Genomic DNA, 19,893 nt, shown 5'->3' on the forward strand with positions numbered 1-19,893 from the left:
GCCCATGACCGAATCCGACTCACGCGTGGCGGTTTATACCGGGTCGTTCGATCCGATCACGCTTGGGCATTTGAATGTCGTCGAGCGGGCCAGCCGGTTGGTCGATCGGTTGATTGTCGGCGTGGGGGTCAATATCGAGAAGCAACCGCTGTTTCAGCCCGACGAGCGGGTCGAGCTGGTTCGCCAAGCGACGGCCCATTTGCCCAATATCGAGGTGCGGCAGTTCGGCGGGCTGGCGGTGCATTTCGTTCGGCAATGCGGGGCCCGGGTGATGCTCCGCGGCGTGCGATCGCTGACCGATATTGAATCCGAATTCACGATGACGTTGGCCAACCGGCAACTCGATCCGGGAATTGAGACGGTGTTTTTGATGGCCGACGCCCAGTATTCGCACATTTCAAGTTCGCTGTTGAAGCAGATCACGCCGCTGGCGAGCGATGAAGAGTTGTCGCAATTCGTGCCGCCGGTGGTTTTGCGCGAGTTGCGGAAGAAGTTTCCGGCCGCGGGCGCGTAGACTGGTCGCTCTAGCCCTCGTTCGTTGACGCCCCCACAGGCGGCTGTTTCAATAGGGCTGGAAGATGAACGGCGCCCCATGCAATTCACGACGATCAGATTTCGAACGGCGGGTGAAAATGGCCCGCGCGATTGCCGCGGTTTTACGCTCGTCGAATTGTTGGTCGTGATCGCGATAATCGGGATTCTGATGTCGCTGTTGTTGCCTGCGGTGCAGGGGGCGCGGGAAGCGGCTCGGCGGTCGACCTGCTCCAACAATCTGCGACAGATTGGCACGGCGGCGCTCGCGCACGAATCGCAAATGGGATTTTTGCCGACCGGCGGTTGGGGCTGGTGGTGGGCCGGCGATCCCGACCAGGGCTTTTCTCCAAAGCAGCCGGGCGGATTTTTCTACAACATCCTTCCGTTCATCGAGCAAACGGCGGTGCACGATGTCGGCTCGGGCCTCGGCCCTTCGCAGAAATACACTGCCCTCGGCGCTGCCGCGGCCACGCCGATTGCCGCCTTCATTTGCCCCAGCCGGCGGGCCGTGGCCGCCTACACGCATCAATCCACGTTCAGCGGTTTTACGCCCCTCTACATCAACATGACCTACGTCAGCATGCAAGGAAAGACCGATTATGCCGCCAACTCCGGCGACACCACTTCCGGCTTTTACTACAACGGCCCGTCGTCGATCGCCGACGGCGACAGCCAGATTCCCGGCGTGCTGGCAAATCACATGGCCTTGGGCGAGTTTCAAGATCAATCGGCGATCGCCGCGACCGGCGTGAACTTCCTGTTAAGCACGGTTCAGCTAGCACATATCACCGACGGCGCGAGCAACACGATCTTATCGGGAGAAAAATACATGTCGCCCGACGCCTATACCAACGGCAGTTTGGAAGGCGATTTTCAAGGTTGGGACATCGGTTTTCTCGACGATGTCTGCCGCTGGGGTTCGCCAAGTCAGCCACTGCTCGAAGACACCTACGGCATGGATGCCTGGGATTGCTTCGGAAGCGCCCATCCCGACGGCGCCGGATTCGTCTTTTGCGACGGCTCCATCCACCGGCTCAGCTATACGATGGACACGACCATCCTGGGCGAACTATGCAATCGCAGCGACGGCCATCCGATCGACGATCGCGCGTTGCAATAAACAGGCATTTGAAGGACGATCACAGTCACCGGCGGCTTGCAGCCTGTTGAAGTAATTTCGACCGAGCGGATCTTCGTGTGCCACTGGCTCCGCCAGTGCAGGAATTACCGAGGATTTCAGCACTGGCAGAGCCAGTGGCACACAAGCAATCGTTCGTCGGCAATGCTTCAACCGGCGGCTGGCGGCTTGCCGCTCACACGTAGATGCCCCGGTTAGCGGCGAGGCGCTAGCCGCCGGTGGGCGGTGGAGCGGCGAGGGATGCCGAATTTGCATCGACGCGATCTCCCCCAAACTCTCTTGCCGTATTTGGCGAAAATCGAGTACATACTCCCTGTGACGGCTTCCCAGCATCAACCGGTCCTGCTGGCAGAGGTGCTCCAATGGCTCATACCCAGCGGCGGCCAGACGTTCGTTGATGGCACCCTGGGCGGCGGCGGCCATACGCGCGCGCTCGCCGAACGGGTTGCACCGGACGGGCAAGTCATTGCCCTCGACCGCGATCCGGCGGCCATCGAGCGGGCCGCGGCAGGACTTGCAGGTTTCCCGGTGCGGCTGGTGCAGGCCAATTTTTGCGATTTGCCCGAAGTGCTGGAGCAGTGCGAACGGCCGGCCGTCGACGGAATTTTGCTCGATCTGGGCCTGTCGAGCGACCAACTGGCCGACGCGGATCGGGGTTTTAGCTTTGCGGCCGATGGCCCCTTGGACTTGCGATTCGATCCGTCGGCCGGTGAGCCGGCCTGGCGGCTGATCAACCGTCTGAGCTCGGAGCATTTGGCGGACATTATTTACGAATATGGAGAAGAACGCTTCAGTCGTCGCATCGCCCGGGCGATCGTCGAGCGCCGTCGCGACGATCCGGTTCGAACGGCCGGCCAACTTGCGGAATTGATTCGCCGCGTCGTGCCTCGGCCCCACGGGCCGAAACGGATCGATCCCGCGACGCGAACCTTTCAAGCGCTGCGGATTGCGGTCAACGATGAATTAAAGTCCCTGGAAATTGCTTTGCGGCGTTTGCCCGATTGTTTGACGCCCGGCGGACGGCTGGCCGTGATCAGTTTTCATTCGTTGGAAGATCGGCGCGTGAAGGAAGCATTTCGCGATGATCCACGGTATCGGGCGCTGACGCGCAAACCGATTGTGCCGGGCGACGAAGAGTGTGCACGCAACCCGCGGAGCCGCAGTGCGAAGCTGCGTGTTGCGGAGCGAGCCAGCGAGAGCTGATGCGTGCCAGTGGGCTACGGCAGCGGTTGCTGCATTCGGGCTAACGAATTTTTTGCGAATCATTATTGAACGGCACCGAATAAAAAAACTTCCGCGTGGTAATGCGGGCCTTAAGGAGGAGGCTTGTCATGCAAAAAATCGGCAAGGAAATCAAAATTGGTTTGGCGGTGATTGGAGTGCTGGTGGCGGCGTTTGGCTACATTCTTGTCAGGCGATTAACGCGGCCCGAGGATGTACGTGCCCCCGCCGCAACGGCAACTCAGATGGCCGCCTCCGCAGCTCAGGCCGATAAGCCGACGGTGGTTTCTGCCACCGACACCGGCCGCCCCGCCGATCCCGCGATCGACGGCGCAAGTTCCTCAAAATCGCTATTCGGCACGCCGCATCAGTTCCCGGCGAGCGATTCCGCCGACGCCACCAGCGAGCCGCGAGGTTCGTTTTTGCCCGCGGCGAACAGCGCGCCTGCGACAGGCAGCACGACGCTGCCGAACGACGCGGCGCCAATCGCGAACAACAACGGCGCTGCGGCCTCGGCAGATGCCGGCACGACGGCAGGCACCGCGGTTCCGGCAGCGCCGGAAGATCGTTTCTCGCAGTTCAGCCATCGCAAGCCGGCCGATGCCGCCGGCGGCGCATCGGGTAGACCACAAGACACCACGGTTGCCAACGGCAGTCATTCCCTGTTTACCGCGGGAACAAACAGCGCACCAGCGGCAGCGGCGACCGCCCCTTCGGCTTTTAGCAGCGGGGCCGCTTCTGCGGAGCCGTTCCAACACAAATCCGCTGCGCCGACCGATACGGCATCCAGCGATTCTCCGCTGCGCGGCGCCGCCTCGCCGCTGGATCGACCACCTTCGGCCGGATTTCCGACCGGCAACCGATCGACGGATCCGTTTCAACAAAAATCACCCTCGGCCGGCCCATCTTCCGCGCGACCGGACGATCCGACGGCGAATCGGCCAACGGCGCGACTAGCCGCGGCTTCCGCCGATGCGACCGAGCCCAATCCGTTGCGCGGCTCGCATTCTGGAAACGCTGCGCCCGATGCCGGCGCTTCGGCGAATGTCGGATTGTCGGACGTTCCCCGCAGTTCGTTCGGATCCAATGGCTCCGGTTTGCAAGCTTCCGGAGCGCCGCCGGCTGCGCAACGGTCGCCGTCGCAAGCGGCCCCCCCGGGATCCTCGGCCGCCGATTCGGTTCCTCCGCCGATAACTTCGACGGCGATCAATGTGCCGTCGCAATACTCCGATTCCCCGGGAGGAGTGCAGCTGCCTGCCAACGGTCAACCGACGATGCCGCCTCAGGTTCCGAGCGCGGCCCAGCCGGCTGCTGTTCCTCCGGCCGTACCGGCAGCCGCCGAGGCTGGCGCTGGCAGGTCGGGCCAGTATATCGTTCAGCCCAACGACAACTACTGGACCGTTTCCGAAAAGGTGTATGGCACCGGCGGGTATTTCAAAGCCGTTTATGAGCACAATCGCCGGCAGCATTCGCAATCCGATCGATTGCAGGTTGGCGACGTGCTCGACGTGCCCGAAGTGGCGATGCTCGAGCAGATGTATCCGGCGCTGTGTCCGAAGTCGGGTCGCGATGCAGAAATAGTGCCCGCCGCGGCCGTGGCGAGCGGGCCTCCGGGCACCCGGCTGTATTCCGTTGCCGACGGCGACACACTGTATGAAATCGCCCGGCGAGAATTAGGCCGAGCGTCGCGTTGGGGCGAAATCTATCAACTCAACCACGATCGACTGGGCAACGATTTCGGCTATTTGAAGGCGGGCACTCAACTAGTAATCCCCGCCGATGGCGCCGCGGCGTCGATCGCCCGCGAGCCAAGCGCAACGCTGCAACGCTAGCAGCCTGTTGAAGTATTTCGACACGGGCATATCTTCGTGTGGCACTGGCGGATTGGTGTTGGTGTGGCACTGGCGGATTGGTGTGGCACTGGCCAGCGCAGTCGGCCAGTGTCGGCCGGCGAGTTGGCGCTGCGGCTCGGAGGCGTCTGACCCGATACACTCGCCAAACGGCAACGTGCAAGAGAGTATCGCCGAGTCCAGCGGCGCTCCCACTGGCCGACTTCGCTGGCCAGTGGCACACGGCGTCTATGGCACACGGCACCTTGCCGCTCAAACATGGCTGGCAAGCGTGAGCGGCAATGCGTTAGCCGCCGGTAGCCAACCGTCGTGCTTTCACTCATCAGCAAAACCACGACCGACCATTAGAAGCTGTACTCGGCACGGACGAACAATCCGTCGAACGACAGGTCGCCGCTGCTGAGAGTGCCGGTCGGTGCATTGCAGTTCAGGCACGTCGGCGCGCCAAGGTCGCCGAAGTCTTCGAACATCCAGCCGGCCGTGAACGTGGCATGGCAGCATGGCTGCCATTCCAAGCCGATCGACACGTTGACATCGGGAATCTTGCGATCCGCCGTGGCTTCGGTTGTCAGGATGGCGGTTTGCAGGCCGGGAGTCGTGGTGGTGCTTCGTCCGCGCTGCTCGCCGAGCAGCATAGCGCCCGTGGCGGACACATAGGCCGACACTTTCGAATGGCCAATTTGGCGGCGAACTTCGATGCCAAGAATCGGGCCTGCTCCGATGAAATCGGCTTCGTTGGTGAAGCTTTCGATCGGGTCGAAAATGTCGACCGTATGGCGGAAGTCGATGATTCGCAAGCCATACGACCAGTGCACTTCCCATTCGGGACAGCAGTTGCAACCGAAGCTGGGAAGATCGAGCCGCTTGCGATCTTGGAAATCGTAGATGTTCATCGTCAGATGGCTGGTGGCAGTGATTGTTTCGCCCGCGATGGTGAGTTCGGTTCCGCCGGGGGCTTGGAAGGCGGTGCCGGCGCCGCCGAGAAAATCGCCCGTCACGGTGCCCGACTGATTGGCGCTGTCGCCGATATGCCAAAAACCGAAGCGGAATTCATCGCCGCAAGCGGTATGGTAGCCAAGGAAGAGATGATAGTCGCTATTGTAGGGCTCGTTGAAATTGACGAGCTGGTCGGTCTGCGTCGCCGTCGTCGCGGTCGTTGTCGCGGTCAACTGTTGGAACGCTTCGTCATCGTTGAAGTGCGGGCGGAGGAAGAGATATTCCATCCCCACGCAGAACCCGCAGGACGAATTGCAGCACGAGCCGCAAGTCGGCCCGCATTCGGGGGTCGTGCTGATCGGACCATCGGCAATCGCCGCGTCGACCTCCGGCGACGACGGAGGAGTCGGCGATGAGGGCGACCCCGGCCGCATCACCATTTCCTGGCGACCCGGAACGGTCGGATCGACGACCACTTGTGCCGTGAGTTGCACGCCCGGTCGCCCCGGAGCATAGGTCGGCGCGGGCTGCCTCGGCGGCAATCTTTCGGCATAGCGCGGGGCCGGAGTCGCCGGTCGCGGAGCCGTTCGTTGTTGGACGACGGATGGAGCCGGGCGCGGCGTCTTTGATGCCGGCTTGGCGGTCTGCATGGAAGCCCGGGGCGAGGCCGGTTTAGCCGCGGTCGGCTTCGGCGACGCTTGTGCCGCCGGATGCTGAACCGTCGGAGCCGTCCCCTGCGGGTCGGTCAAGCGAACGGTTGAAGGGTCGGCCATCTGCGGTTGTTCTTCGGTGGCAGATACGAGTGTCAGTTGCGATCCGCCAGTGTTGCTCGGGGCTCCGCCTGCATAGCCCGCAGGAGTGCCATATGGACTCGCGGCTTGGCCAAATCCGGCTGAAAGCACTGTTCCGGCGGCCACTGCGGCGAACAACGAAATACGAATCGATCGGCTCATTGAATCTCCTCCTCGAACAACGCCGCGGCGCCCCGCCGACAGCCGATAACGCTTTGCCGGCACGAACATTTAGCCCGGCTTATCCACCTATCGGCACCGCTACGACCGATACTTGCCGCTTTTTTGGCAAAGAAGGAAGATCTTGGCTTTCCGGCAGAGTTGCCGGAAACGGAAGAAAGCCTGTAGGCCGCAGAGTGGCCTTCAGGCGGAAAAGTTGGGGGCGAGGGAATTCGCGTCGGCCACACTATCTGTCCCTTGCTAGCGCGGCGGGCTCACGGGGCGATCAGGCAATCGCTTCCGCGACGACGCCCGCCGGCTGCCGGCGCTTTCGCCAAACCCGCACTGCTAGCGGAACGAGACCGATGCCCATCAAAACGATCGTGCCAGGTTCGGGCGTCGGCGTCGGAGTTGTCGAAGGCACGCTGAGCGTGAACAGGCCCGTGGCGGTTCCGGTGGACGAGCAAACCGTCGTCGGCTGCACGGTGACGGCCGGATCGAAGCTCGACAGATCCGGCAACACATACGATGAGCTGGTCGGCGTGCCGGTCGTGGGATCGGTATAGGTTACGTCGAACGACGCATTCGTGCCCGGCACGGGATTGCTGCCCGGAAACAAAATGTTTTGATAACCGGGCGTCCAGCCGGCGGACCCGTAGCCGTTGACGGGGGCCAATTCCATTTCCCAAAGGATTGATTGCCCCGGCGCCAGCGGGGTGGCTAGCGCGATATCGAGCGAGGTGGCCGGGCCGCCGTAAACGTTGTTGGCAAAGGCGCCGGTTGCCGTACCATCGGAGCTCAACACCTTGACCGCCTCGATCACGCTCTCGGGATCGTTCAGCGTCAATTGCACACTGCTGATGTCGGCGGTGGTCGACGTGTTCGTCAGTTCGACGACCGGATTGTTGTCGGCGACGCGATCCACCAAGGCCGACTGATCGGAAACCTGCAATTGAACGCTCGGGTTGGTCGGCGATTCCGTCAACGCCAGGCTCGACGAAACGTCAATCGAATAGCTCATCGTATCGGCGCGAACGGCGGGCGTGGCTGATGCGAATGCGGCCGCGACGATTGCCAACAGACATATTTTCCAGCCGAGCTTGCGCTTCGCCGAGCGGCGAGCGGGCGGGAGAGGCGTGATACGGTGGGGCGTCATTGTGTAAGTCATTGTGTGAGTCTTTGATTCGATGAAGTGGGCGTCCGGCGAGAACCTTGTCCGTCCAGGGATGGGTTGACGTAGAAGCCATTCACGATTGGCGGCCAATAAAGGCAGCAATCGAGAAAGCTATTCGGGAAGAAATGCCGCGAATCGCACCGGTTCGACGTGCCGAATCGCCCCAGTCAAACGCGGGCGACGGATCGTCGGGGGCGTCGCAAAGCTGCTTCCGAGCGCCGGTCGGCCGAGTAGGACCAGATCGGGCATCAAGAGCAGAGCAACGCTCGATGGCATGACAGGCGAAGGGGCGCCTCTGGCTCGCGCAAACGTGCGACGAACCAAGCAGCCCGACAAATTTGCCGGGTCAAAGCCGTGTGCGGTTTTTTCACCGCGGGGGAAAGCAACGCGAATCACGAACCGGCAACCTTAGTTGCAACCAACCAATTTCCGGCTACTCCAAGTCACAGGATAGAAACCCTCGTGAGTCGCGCCGACTAACCCGTGGCGCGGACTTGGACGTTCATGAGACTTACCTGCTTCGTTCCACACATCTTCGGCCCCTTCTGCGAAACGCACCTTCGGTGCTCGCCTGAGCCGAATTCATCTCCGCCCATACTATCCACGAAACTAGTCCGCGTCAAGCATTTTGCAAACACCGCCGCCGAAGATTTTTTGAGCGGCGAACTTTCGGCGCCGGACCGCTTCGGTCAAGCAATCCACGTCCGCCGAACCGACTATGCCACAACGACTTGCGAATCATCCGGCGTGCCGGCTCAGCGAGAAAATCGGCAACATGAGCGACATCGCGATCCCCCCGACCACGACGCCCATCACAGAAATCATGATCGGCTCGATCAGGCTTGTCGTGGTTTTGATCGACGCGTCGACTTCCTGATCGTAGTAGATGCTCACCTTCTCCAGCACACGATCCAACTTGCCGGTCGCCTCGCCGGTGGAAATCATCTGCACCAACATCGGCGGAAAAAGCGGATTGTCGGCCAGGCCCTCGCAAATCTGCTTGCCCGACGTCACCTGCTCGATCACGTGCATCCACATCCGCTCGTAATAAAAATTGTTCGACACATCCGCACAAAGCCGTAGGGCATCGAGCACGGGCACGCCGGCAGCCACCATCGACCCCAGCGTTCGCACGCTTCGGCTAATCGCCACTTTGCGAACCATCGGCCCGATGATCGGAAAATTGATTTTGAGCCAATGCCACGCCTGCGTCCCATGCGGAGTGCGCTTGGCGAACACCAGCCCGACGATCGTCGCAATCGCACCAACGAGGAACCATGGCCAGTGGTGAATCAGCATGTCCGACAGGTGCATCATGATCACGGTCGAAACCGGCAGCTTGATTCCCTGGCGATTGAACAACGGCGTGAATTGCGGCAGCACGTAGATCAGCAAGAAAAACGTGACGACGATCGCCACGAAGAGCATCACCATTGGATAGGCCAGCGCCGATCGCACCTTGCCGCGGGTTTCCAATTCCTTGCGCAAATAATTGGCGATGCGCTCGAGCATCGGACCGAGCGTGCCCGTGGCTTCGCTGGCCCGGACCAAGGCGACATAAGTCTTGTCGAACAGCTTCGGATAACGCACCAGAGCGCTGGAAAAATCGTCGCCGCCTTCGACGGACGATTTCAGATCGAGCAATACGCGGCGCAGCGCAGGGTTCTTTTCCTGCTTCAAGATTCCTTCCAGAGCGGTGGACAGCGTGATCCCGGTGTCGACCATCACCGCCAATTGGTTGGTGATGTAAATGATGTCGCGTTTGCTGATTCGACGAGAAAGCAAGCCGCTGCTCGAATCTTCTTCGAGCTCGACGACCGCGAAGCCGTCGCGGCGCAGTTGTTGTGCGGCGTCTTCAACGCTGACGGCTTCGAGCTTCCCTTGGACGAAATTGCCCAGCGGATCGCGTACCCGATATTGAAAGTCCATGACGATTTCCGATGCGTTGCTGGCTTAGAATCCGCGAAATGTGCACGCTCGCGTCGCCGCGGCAGGGCCGCGAGCAACGTAGCAGGCACACTCCGTGTGCCGTCTGCCCCACTCGTTGCGGAGCGCTCCGCATCGCGCCGACGGCACACGGAGTGTGCCTGCTACGTATTACGGTGTTTCCTGGCGTGTTTCTCGATAATCTCCGGCGACCTGGAAAATCTCCTCGACCGTGGACAGCCCGGCCCGCACCTTGCGAAATCCATCGTGCCGGAGCGTGATCATGCCTTGTTTGACGGCCAATTCGCGAATCGATTGCAACGGGGCTCGCGAGGTGACCGCATCGCGAATTTCATCGCTCAAAACCAGCAATTCGTGCACGCCGACGCGGCCGCTAAAGCCGGTGTTGCGACAATTGCGGCAACCGACCCCGCGAAAGAATTCTGGAATGTCGTAGCCCATGCGCTCGAGTGTTTTTCGCACGGTCCGGGGCGGATCGTAGGGTTGCCGGCATTTGGCGCAAGTGCGACGTACCAGCCGCTGCGCCAACACGGCGTTCAGTGCCGCCGAAATCAAATACGGCTCGACACCCATGTTCACCAGCCGAGTGACGGCCGAGCAAGCGTCGTTGGTATGCAGCGTGCTGAAGACCAAGTGGCCCGTGAGTGCGGCCTGGATGGCCGTCCGGGCGGTTTCTTCGTCGCGCACCTCGCCGACCATGATGATGTCGGGGTCCTGCCGCAGCAGGGTGCGGAGCACTTTTGAAAACGTCAGGCCCACCTTTTCTTGCACCTGAAACTGATTGATGAGCGGCAGGTGGAATTCAATCGGATCTTCGACGGTGCAGACGTTGTTGTCCATCGAGCTGATCGCATTCAGGGCGGCATAGAGCGTCGTCGATTTGCCGCTTCCGGTCGGGCCGGTGACGAGAATGATTCCGTTGGGCGCTCGAATCGTTTGCTGAAATCCGGTGAGAAGGTCTTCGGCAAAGCCGAGATCTTCGAGATTCAGCGACACGCTCCGCGTATCGAGCACCCGGATCACGGTCTTCTCGCCGCGGTTGCTCGGACAGGTGCTGACGCGCAAATCGATCTTGCGCCCTTCGAGCATCACATGCACGCGGCCGTCCTGTGGCAATCGCCGTTCGCTGATATCCATGGCCGCCATGATTTTGATACGGCTGGTGACCGCTCCGGCCAGATGGGCCGGCACCTCGAGTGATTTGTGCAATCGCCCGTCGATCCGGTTGCGCACGCGGAGACAGCGTTCGGCCGGCTCGATGTGGATGTCGCTGGCCCCTTCCTTGACGGCGGTGTAGACGATGAAATTTACGAGCCGGATAACCGGCGATTGCCCGGCGATTTCGGCAACATCGCCGATGTCCTCGATCGCTTCTTCGATCAGCGTGACGTTTGCGGCGTCGGAATCTTCGATGATGTCGTCGATGACGAACACTTTCGAGTTCGGCAGGGACGTGAGCATCCGGCGGATGTCGCGTGGCGTCGCGGCGACGATCTGGATTTGCCGCTTCGTGAGCTTTCGCAGTTCTTCGATCAGGAATAGATTCGACGGTTCGGCGACCGCGACGGTCAGCGTGTCGCGAACCAAGAACAGCGGCAACGTCAGGTTGGCTTCGATATAGTCGCGGGCCAGCAGATCGACCACTTTCGGATCGAACAGTCGCGCTTCCAGCTTGGCATAAGGGACGCCGTATTCGGCCGCCAGGCATTCGACGATCTGGTCTTCGCTGCAGATATTCAATTCGACGAGAATTTCGCCGAGCAGCTTATTTTCTCCGCCGGATTGGAGCTGCTTGCTAAGCGCCTGCTCGAGCGCATCGAGCGACAGATAGCCCTTGTCGAGCAGCAGATTGCCCAGTCGTTGAGGCACTTCGTTGGCGACGGACATGGCGGGCAAGGGTGAGAGTGAGGGGGCAGTGGCTTCTGCTTCGTCCTGTAGCCGGTAGCGTGCAGCCTTCCGTCTTTTCAGCGGAAGCTCTTTACGGCGTCGACGACGCTTTCGAACACTTCGAGTTGTTGGTCGAGGCGAGTTAGTTCCAGGATCTTTCGGTTGATCGGGTTTGCCGTGGCGATTTTCAAATCGCCTTGGGCGATCCGCAGTCGCTCTTGCAGATCGACCAGGGCGGTCAGGCCCGCGCTATCGAGCAGTTCGCTGCCGTCGAGATCGAGCACAACCGCCACTTGCGACAAGCCGGCGAGAAACGCGTGGAATGGCCCGATCTGTTCGCTGCCCAATTCTTCCGGTGTATGAACGACCGCGACGTTGCCGAAGATTTCCGTGGGAAGGTTCATCGCGGCGGCCTGATCGGTTGGAGTTTCTCGACGGGCATCGCGGCGATCGCCGGCAGCGCGCCATACGTCCCTTCATCTCCCAACACCCGCTGCACGGTTTGCAGCAGTTCGCGCGGGCTAAAGGGTTTGGCGATCACCGCGATCACGCCACAATCGGCAACGGCCTGAGCCAAAAGCAGTTCGAATCCCTTGGCGGTGAGCATCAGAATCGGCAGATGCGCGGTCGGCGGATTGCCGCGCACCTTGCGGCACAATCCAAAACCGTCCAAGCGCGGCATCTGAAAGTCGGTAATAAGCAGATTGGGACAGCGGCGCTCGAGCTCTTGCCAGCCTTCCAAGCCGTCGTGGGCGCAGCGCACGTCGTAGCCGGCCCGGCTCAATTTGAACTCGGCCGCCCGCAGGATTGCGATATCGTCGTCGCAAAGCAAAATCGAGTGAGGCATCGTGGATTACCCGGTTTACAGCCTTCGTCAGCCGCCGCGGGTCAGGCTTTCCCGCCTGACGGCAATTACGTTCGATCCGCTTCTTTCCAAACCCTTCGTTCATGAAACCAACTGTGCCGCCGTAGGCAGCGACACGGTAAACACGCTTCCCTTGCCGGGCGAACTCTCGACGGTGAGCCGGCCGCCGTGCACGTCTTCGACAATGTGCTTTGCCAGCGGCAAACCGAGTCCGGTTCCGCTTGCCATGTGCCGGTCCTTATGCACACGGTAGAACCGCTCGAACACCTTCAGTTTGTCCTCTTCGTCGAGGCCGACGCCGGTGTCGTCGACGTCGAATTGCGCCTCGTCGTCGGCCGCGCGGCTGCGAAGCGTCACGCGTCCGCCTTCGGGCGTGTACTTGATGGCGTTCGAGAGCAAATTGATCGCCACCTGCATCATCAAATCGCGATCCGCGAGCACGCCCAAATACATCGGCGTGAATTCAGCGCAGAGCTCGATTCGCTTCGCGGCCGCAGATGGGCGAACGATGTCGAGCGTGGCCGACAGCAATTCGTTCAGCGAAATCGCATTCTTGGAAACGCTCATCATGCCGGCCTCGATGCGGGCGATATTCAGCAGGTTGTCGATCAAGCGTTGCAGCCGATCGGCTTGGGCGCCGATGACGTTCAAGAATTCTTCGCGTGTTTTCGCATCGTCGGCCTCGCCGTCGGCAAGCAGTTCGACGTATGCCTTGATACCCGCCAGTGGAGATTTCATCTCGTGGCTCACCGCGGAGACGAATTCGGCATAGCGCATCTGTCCGGCTTTCAATTCGCTTGCATCGCGCAATACGGCGAAGGCTCCCGCGGCTTTGCCGTTGCCGTTCGGAGCTTTGCCCGGGGAATCGCCTTCGCAGGGCGCGAAGCTCGAGCAGGCGGCGGTAAACCATTTGGAATTTCCGGCGTCGTCGATCAATTCGATTTCGCTGCGCCGATTGGCAGCTTTGCGACGCCTTGTTTCGACGAGTAATTCGACCAGTTTTGCGCAGTGCAGCACTTGCCCGACCGGTTGACCGATGTCAGCCTTTTCATCGATTTCGAACAACGATCGAGCTACTGGGTTCACCAGGACCAGTTCGTCGAAGCCGTTGACCGCCAAAACCGGTTCGGCCAGGCCTGCCAGGATGGATTCGATCTGCTCCTGGCGGCCTGCGCCGCGCCGCAAGCGAACTTCCAGCGCCGCCCGGGATTCCTCGGCGTGCTCCAGCTTCGAGCAGTTTTGCGCGAACCGCTCGCAGAAATCGTGAGCCGTTGCGAACCAAGGATTGCCGGGCAGGACGGGAAGTGGATCTTTTCCGCTGGCCATGCGGTTCAGTTGCTCGGCGTCGGCGCGCAATAGCATTTCGAAAAAGCGCTGGGCCTGCTGCTGCCGCGCCGCGAGGAGCCGCGTCCAGAGCATGATCGCGCCGGCGGCGAGCAGAAACAGAAAACCCAGGGCCAGATAATGCGGCCCCCGCGCGGCGTCGAGACTCACGAATAGCCCCGCGCTCCAATCGGCAAGCCATACGAGCGCGCACGTCGCGGCGGCGATCAACAGAGTATGGGCTTTGCTGTCTTTCATAGTCCGACGCTGCTTCGAAGACGACGGGGGAGCAGCAGCACGTAGCCGTCCGCAGAATGCCGCGGCCCAAGATGGCTGCGAGATGCTGTCCCCATTTGCGGTTCGGATGCCGAACGCGCAATGCGGGTTCGGCTTCGCAGGGGGACAAAAACGCCGAATCAGTCGCGGATTTCGGCGAATCGTGGATCGAGTCGGGCCGCCTCGGCAAATTGCCTTTTGGCGGCCTCGGCCTGTCCGAGCCGAGCCAGCGTTGAGCCCATCAAAAAATAGGCCAAGGCATCGGACTTGTCCAACGAAAGTGCTTGTGCGATCGCTACTTGTGCCGCTGGAAAATCGCCGGCCCGATATTCGGCCGCCCCAAGCACCCGATAGAGAGAAGCGGCTTTTGGGTGCCCTGCGAGCGTGGCTTTGGCAACCTCGATTGCATTTTGCGGATGGTTTTCGCGCAGCGCTTCCGTCGCATGCGAAACCGCCCGCTTCACTTCCGGAGAATCGTCAGAATCGGATGCCTGCGGCGCGGTAGCCGAAGCTTGCACGACACGATCCGCCGCGTCGGTTTCGTCGGCAGGATTGGCATTGCCGGTTCGATTGGCCGCGAAGCGCGAAGCGGTTCGATCGGTAGATTCGAAATCTTCAGGCCGGATGGTCGCCAAGGAGAGCGAACTCGGCGGGGCATTGCCCGGCGACCCGGTTCCGGCGGAAGCCGGCAATGGCGGGGCCATTTCGGCCGGAGCTGGATCAGCCGGCATTGCATCCGATGGGATCGCGTCGGGTTGCCGATTTGCATCGGCCCCCGGCGGAATCGAGGCATCGAGCGCCGCATGGTAGCAGGCCGCGTATTGGTCGTTTTTGCTATCCAGGCGTGTTGCTTGCTCGTATTGCGCGATCGCCGGCCCCGTTTCGCCGAGAGCGTCGAGCGCCAAACCCATCACATGATGGGCCTCGGCATTCTCGGGCTCGAGCACCAACACTTGCCGGGCCTGCTCCATCGCCGTCTTCGCGCTTCCCGCCGAAAGCTCCACGTCGGCGAGCAGCAATCTTGCCGGGCAGTGATTCGGAGACCGGTTGAGCAACTGCTGGAGCGCTTCCCGGCAACCGGCCGCATCATCCTCGCGCCAGCGATTGAGCGCCGCCTGATACTGGGCTTCATCGCGCCGTCGATCGAAATCGGCGGCAACCTCGCGCAATCGTTGTTCTCGCGTGTCGCTAACGCCGGCCGTCGGGCTCTTTTGATTCGCTGCTTTGGCGGCCGGCTTATTCGGTGAAAGGTCTGAAGCCGTACCGCCGGCAGGTTCGATCGGGCCATCGGCGGCCTCGATCACCGATTTATCGGCCGGCGCCGCCGGGTCGCCGGAGTCCAGCGTGGAGCCGGCCGCCGGCCGATCGTAGGCAAGACTTGCCGGCTTTGTTTCGTGCACGGTGGTGCAGCCCGCGAGCGCGACTAGGCAAACGACCGTGACGCATCGCATCCGGCGTGCGCGGCAGCGACTTGAATTTGCGATGAGCTTGCTCATGCCGATACCGACTGGCGGTTGATTGCGGCGAAACCTGTGGTGGAGTTCACGGCGGCTCGCGGGCGCAGTCAGGCTGGAAAGCCTGACCTACGGTTATTCGAATTGATAGGGTCGTTGGATCGTGGTGCTGCTGCCGGGCTGGCCGGGATCGAGCGGATGCATCGGCGCCGGCGGAGGCGGCACGGCGCCGTCGGGCGGCGCGGCTGCCGTGCCCTCGGGCGGTGGATGATCGAGTTCGTTGAGCATCCAGCCGGGGAGGTTTTGTCCCTCGGGTTGGGCGACCATCGTCGCCGCCGGGGCCGTGACGGTGGGGAATTTCACTTCGGTGTGTGCTCCGAAATGATTGCCGGTGACGATGTCGGTTCGCAGATCGATGGCCGCCCGATTGAGCGGATCAAAATGGATCGAAAGATCGATGAATCGCAGGGCCCGTGGTTGGTCGCCGCCGGCAAAGGCCTCTTGTGCGAGCCGATAATATTTGCGGCCTAAATGGCGCTTGCCGATCGGGCTCATCTGGTCGGCATAAACGGCCTCGCGGCGATGGAACTCGGTAGCGCCGCGAGCACCCTCGGCGCCGGCTTCGCAATCGTAGACGATGTGCGGCGTGATCAGCACCAGGATCTCGTTGCGCTGCGTCGTCTCCTGCTTCTGGCGAAACAAGAAACCGACGCCGGGTAGATTGCCCAACAGCGGGATTTGCGTGGTGTTCGTCGTCAGATCTTCGCGGATCAAGCCGCCAATGACGACCGTTGCGCCGTCGCGAACCATGACGTTTGTGGTGACCTGCGTGAGGTCTTTATTGGGGAGCGTGAAGCCGCCTTGCGTGATCACTTGGCCGGTGGAAAGTTCCGGATGCACTTCCATCCGCACCAAACCGTCGGACGAAATGAACGGCCGAATGCGCAACTGGGTGCCGACTTCCAGGAAATTGACGTTCTGCGCGGTGCTTGTTTCAGTGACCGTCGAACTGATGTAGCCCAATTGCGAACCGATGAGAATCTCGGCCCGCTGCTTGTCGAGACAGACGACGCGCGGCGTGGCGATGACGTGGGTGTCGCCGACCGTTTCCACGGCGCTCAAAAACGCGCCGAGCGTGGTGTCGAGGAATCCGAAGGTCAGTCCGCCGCTGCTGAAATTCACGTCGGACGTGCTTGTCGGTGGGCTGCCGCTTGCCAGCGCGATATGGCTGTTTTGGCGGAGCAATTGGAAATTCACACCGAATTGATCGCTATCGTCGAGCGCGACGCTAAGGATCATCGCCTCGATCGCCACCTGCAGAGGCCGCTTGTCGATCTCCGCGACCACCTGATCGATCTGCGCGAGCACTGCTTCATAATCGCGGACTAAAACGGCATCGCCGCCGGCAAAGCTGTTGCCGCCGGCTTTGGTCGAATCGGCCGCGATCCCGGTCTCCGAAGGAGTGGTGACGCTGATTGCTCCGACCCCCTGGGTGAGCAGCGGGGTGATCAGCGCTTGCAGATCGGCCGCGCGAACGTAATTCGTGCGATAAATGCGGGTGCCGATTTTATCAAGCGATTGTTCGAGGCTTTCGAAATCGTGCGACGTGCCGACATAGATGAATTTGCCGTGCCGTCGGGTTACATAGCCGGTCGATTTCAGGATCGCGGCGAGCGCGGAATCCAAGTCGACATCGTGCAGCGATGCGGTGACTTTCCCCTTCACGCTGTTGCTCGGCAAAATATTGATTTGACCCTGCCGGCTGATCATTTCGAGCACATCGCGAATGTCGGCATCTTGGATATCGAGCGCAAAATGCTCGTCTCCTTCGCCGACGCGCGTGATCTTTGCGCGGGTCTTGGACGGCCTTTCGGCCGTCGCGCTTGCAGTGGGCGATGGCTTGGCGACTGGCTCGGCGCTCGGCTCGTGCGCCGTGCTTTCCAGCATCTTGCGCAGTTCATCCATGCCTTCGTGGACTTGTTGCTTCGCTGCCGAACTATTCGGGGCCGGCGATTGTGGCGGCGATTGAGCAGGCGTGGGCACGACCGGCATCGGCGCCGGCGCAGTCGGGGCCGTGGAATCAGTTACCGAATCCGGCGCATCACCCACCTGCAAGGCGACGATCGAACTATCTGGCGATTTCATCACCGACGAAAGCGGCTGGGGAGCAATCGGCGGCGGTAGCAAGGCAGGAGCGGGTAAGTCGGGCATGCTAACGATCGCAGTTGCGAATGGTTGATGCGCACTCGATGCCGTTGCGGTTCGAACAGTTGTCGTTGCAACCGCGAAAATGGCATTCTCCGCAACGGCCGGCCGAAGCATGTTGACGAACTTATTCCGCGGTTGCGGCGAATCGGCATCCGGCGCAACCGCCATCGTCGCGGAAACCTGCCGAACGTTGGCCGGCGGAGTGCGAGGCGCGAAAAGCGGCGCCGTAGGAGTGGCTGCAGCGCCGGTTGCGAGAGTGCCGGAACTCGGAGCCAACATCGCAGTCGGCACGGGAACCTGCACCGGATCCTTCACGGCAGTCGCATTGCGTTTTGCCAGCAGCACGTGCAAATCCGAACTACGCGGTGGCATGACAAACCAGTTTGGCGGTGAGGCCGGCTCGGATAAATCTTCCGTGGGATAGCGAATCTCGAGCGGGGCCGTTGCGACGGGGTCGGCAGACATGACTGCCGATTTCGGCTTTGCCGGCAGGGCGACAAGCGCGACGCAAATTGCCGCGCCAGCGCCGATCGCGGCGAAAAGAATTACTAGCGTGATTCGCGGCAAACTGCCCATAACGCCTTCCGTGACGATGTTCCGCAACAATGTTCGACCGCTACGGTCGCGCGGCCGCTATCCGTTGGCTCAAGCGAGATCGCCTTGGCACGGACGATTCCTACGGTGCATTAATTTTGGTGAACTTGTTGGGAGAATTCAGTTGCCTACCGCGGCGGCTTTGCCGCGCGACGCGGCGCCGCGTGTGTGCACGTGTATGGTATTTTCGGCATGCGGAATTGCAGCGTTGCTGGCCACGGGTTCGTCCTGTCCGGCTCGCTGGCTTACTTTGATTTCCAAATTGTATTGCTTACCGTGCCGCTGGAGCACAACTTGCCGCGGATAAATTTCGGCCACGCGAAAACCGTCGCTGCTGCTTGGCGCCGGCACCATGTCGCCCTCCCAATACGGCTCTCCGCCGATCAGTGCCATCCGCGGGCCGCTGCCGACGAGTGTGCTGTTCAGCACAAGTCCCGCATCCGCCGGGAGCAAGTCGGGAGGCGGAGCCCGCTTTTTCACTTGGTGTTGCTTTTGCTGTTGCTCGTGCTGTTGCATGGTTTTTTCTGCCGCGAGGGCGGCCGCCGATGGGCCGAACGGGTCGCGCCAGCCGCTGAGCTGCACATTGGGCCGCATCCGCCGGTCTTGCTCGATCGTTTGATCCAAATCTTGCCAATTTGCACTCGAAGCTGTCGCGAGCGTCGCGCTGCTGGCAGCGAGTTCCTTCGCACCGTTGTCGGGCGTTGCATTCGGCGGGGCCCCGGCCGCCGCGGCCTTGCCCGACGGCGCCGCAGGGGGCGAACACCAATGCACCACCAGTGGAACCCAAAACCATATTGCCACCACCAAGACAATCGCCAGCGCGCCGGCCTTTGCAGGGTTGGCCGCTGCTTCGCGCCGCATTCTGCGAACTAGTGGACTATTCACCGGAACCACCTATCCCGGAGCGCGAAAAACCAGACGCTCTGGCCTCGAGCCCGTGTAATATCGGTAATACTCGCCGCTTACCTAATCGGAATTCTCGGAATTTAACGCAAAGACGGTTAATTTGAGGACACACTGCTCATCCTTGGCAGATTCGCGCGACGCCTCGATTTTCACTTCTTCCACCCAAATTCTCTCGGGCAGTGATTCCAGACCTGCTAGCATTTTCCCGATTTCGCCATAGCTGCCCTGCGCGTCGAACGCCACCGGAACCATCCGCAGCCCGGCCAGATCCTTGGGCGATTGCGGCTCGAATCGTAATGTGCGGGTACGGGCCAAGTCGGCTTCTCGAGTAATCCTGCTTCCGAGTTCGGGCAATTCGGCGGCCGAAGGCAATCGCCGGCGATTCTCGGCAACGTAGGCCTTGGTGCGGTCCAGTTGCTTTTTCAACATAAGAACGCCTGCCGTGAGGACGGGCGTTTCGGCGCCGAATCGTTGCCGCGAAGAGATTTCTTCGCGAAGCGTATGGATTGACCGCGCGTTTGGCATGAACGCGCAAAACAGATACAGCAAGCCGCCGCCGGCAAGGGCCAGGGTGACTAACCAACTTCCACGTTTGAGGGGCGAATCCGCCATGGTGCGAGCTTTCTATGG

16 protein-coding genes are annotated in these 19,893 nt (G+C 61.3%); 4 read left to right on the plus strand and 12 right to left on the minus strand.

What is annotated here, in order from left to right; genetic code table 11:
- Positions 1-4 precede the first annotated feature (4 nt).
- The 4 genes from coaD (at position 5) to VHX65_01900 (ending at position 4,725) form a co-directional block, all read left to right on the plus strand.
- The gene (coaD, locus tag VHX65_01885; protein ID HEX3997276.1) at positions 5-514 is read left to right on the plus strand and encodes a pantetheine-phosphate adenylyltransferase; all 510 of its coding nucleotides are present in this window, start codon (positions 5-7) and stop codon (positions 512-514) included.
- A gap of 78 nt (positions 515-592) precedes the next feature.
- Positions 593-1,654, plus strand: a complete 1,062-nt coding sequence (locus VHX65_01890; GenBank protein ID HEX3997277.1) for a DUF1559 domain-containing protein — start codon at positions 593-595, stop codon at positions 1,652-1,654.
- Between the two features lie 333 nt (positions 1,655-1,987).
- Positions 1,988-2,875 carry a 16S rRNA (cytosine(1402)-N(4))-methyltransferase RsmH gene (gene rsmH / locus VHX65_01895; GenBank protein ID HEX3997278.1) on the plus strand — a complete coding sequence of 296 codons (888 nt, stop codon included), beginning with the start codon at positions 1,988-1,990 and terminating at the stop codon, positions 2,873-2,875.
- A 128-nt stretch (positions 2,876-3,003) separates the two neighbouring features.
- On the plus strand, positions 3,004-4,725 hold the full coding sequence (locus VHX65_01900; GenBank protein ID HEX3997279.1) for a LysM peptidoglycan-binding domain-containing protein: 1,722 nt from the start codon (positions 3,004-3,006) through the stop codon (positions 4,723-4,725).
- A gap of 362 nt (positions 4,726-5,087) precedes the next feature.
- Here VHX65_01900 and VHX65_01905 read toward each other — a convergent pair whose 3' ends face one another.
- The 12 genes from VHX65_01905 to pilO all read right to left on the minus strand — a co-directional run bounded on the left by VHX65_01905 (position 5,088) and on the right by pilO (position 19,875).
- Positions 5,088-6,632, minus strand: coding sequence for an Lpg1974 family pore-forming outer membrane protein (locus tag VHX65_01905; GenBank protein ID HEX3997280.1), 1,545 nt, complete (start codon positions 6,630-6,632; stop codon positions 5,088-5,090).
- Positions 6,633-6,915: 283 nt separating this feature from the next.
- Positions 6,916-7,797: a PEP-CTERM sorting domain-containing protein gene (locus tag VHX65_01910; GenBank protein HEX3997281.1), complete on the minus strand. Its 882-nt coding sequence runs from the start codon at positions 7,795-7,797 to the stop codon at positions 6,916-6,918.
- 117 nt (positions 7,798-7,914) lie between these two features.
- The gene (locus tag VHX65_01915; GenBank protein HEX3997282.1) at positions 7,915-8,079 is read right to left on the minus strand and encodes a hypothetical protein; all 165 of its coding nucleotides are present in this window, start codon (positions 8,077-8,079) and stop codon (positions 7,915-7,917) included.
- A gap of 462 nt (positions 8,080-8,541) precedes the next feature.
- On the minus strand, positions 8,542-9,732 hold the full coding sequence (locus tag VHX65_01920) for a type II secretion system F family protein (protein HEX3997283.1): 1,191 nt from the start codon (positions 9,730-9,732) through the stop codon (positions 8,542-8,544).
- 168 nt (positions 9,733-9,900) lie between these two features.
- Positions 9,901-11,637 carry an ATPase, T2SS/T4P/T4SS family gene (locus VHX65_01925; protein ID HEX3997284.1) on the minus strand — a complete coding sequence of 579 codons (1,737 nt, stop codon included), beginning with the start codon at positions 11,635-11,637 and terminating at the stop codon, positions 9,901-9,903.
- Between the two features lie 77 nt (positions 11,638-11,714).
- The gene (locus VHX65_01930) at positions 11,715-12,041 is read right to left on the minus strand and encodes an STAS domain-containing protein (protein ID HEX3997285.1); all 327 of its coding nucleotides are present in this window, start codon (positions 12,039-12,041) and stop codon (positions 11,715-11,717) included.
- Positions 12,038-12,484 carry a response regulator gene (locus VHX65_01935; protein HEX3997286.1) on the minus strand — a complete coding sequence of 149 codons (447 nt, stop codon included), beginning with the start codon at positions 12,482-12,484 and terminating at the stop codon, positions 12,038-12,040. Before VHX65_01935 ends, VHX65_01930 begins: the two co-directional genes overlap by 4 nt.
- 99 nt (positions 12,485-12,583) lie before the next feature.
- Positions 12,584-14,083, minus strand: a complete 1,500-nt coding sequence (locus tag VHX65_01940) for an ATP-binding protein (GenBank protein HEX3997287.1) — start codon at positions 14,081-14,083, stop codon at positions 12,584-12,586.
- A 158-nt stretch (positions 14,084-14,241) separates the two neighbouring features.
- Entirely contained in the window at positions 14,242-15,501 is a 1,260-nt protein-coding gene (locus VHX65_01945; protein HEX3997288.1) for a tetratricopeptide repeat protein, read from the minus strand.
- A 189-nt stretch (positions 15,502-15,690) separates the two neighbouring features.
- A complete protein-coding gene (locus VHX65_01950; protein ID HEX3997289.1) occupies positions 15,691-18,339 on the minus strand; it encodes a hypothetical protein in 2,649 nt (882 codons plus the stop codon).
- 138 nt (positions 18,340-18,477) lie between these two features.
- Positions 18,478-19,242, minus strand: a complete 765-nt coding sequence (locus VHX65_01955; protein HEX3997290.1) for a hypothetical protein — start codon at positions 19,240-19,242, stop codon at positions 18,478-18,480.
- 81 nt (positions 19,243-19,323) lie between these two features.
- Positions 19,324-19,875: a type 4a pilus biogenesis protein PilO gene (pilO, locus tag VHX65_01960; GenBank protein ID HEX3997291.1), complete on the minus strand. Its 552-nt coding sequence runs from the start codon at positions 19,873-19,875 to the stop codon at positions 19,324-19,326.
- Positions 19,876-19,893 lie beyond the last annotated feature (18 nt).

The sequence above is a fragment of the Pirellulales bacterium genome (assembly GCA_036267355.1).
Classification (GTDB): Bacteria; Planctomycetota; Planctomycetia; order Pirellulales; family DATAWG01; genus DATAWG01.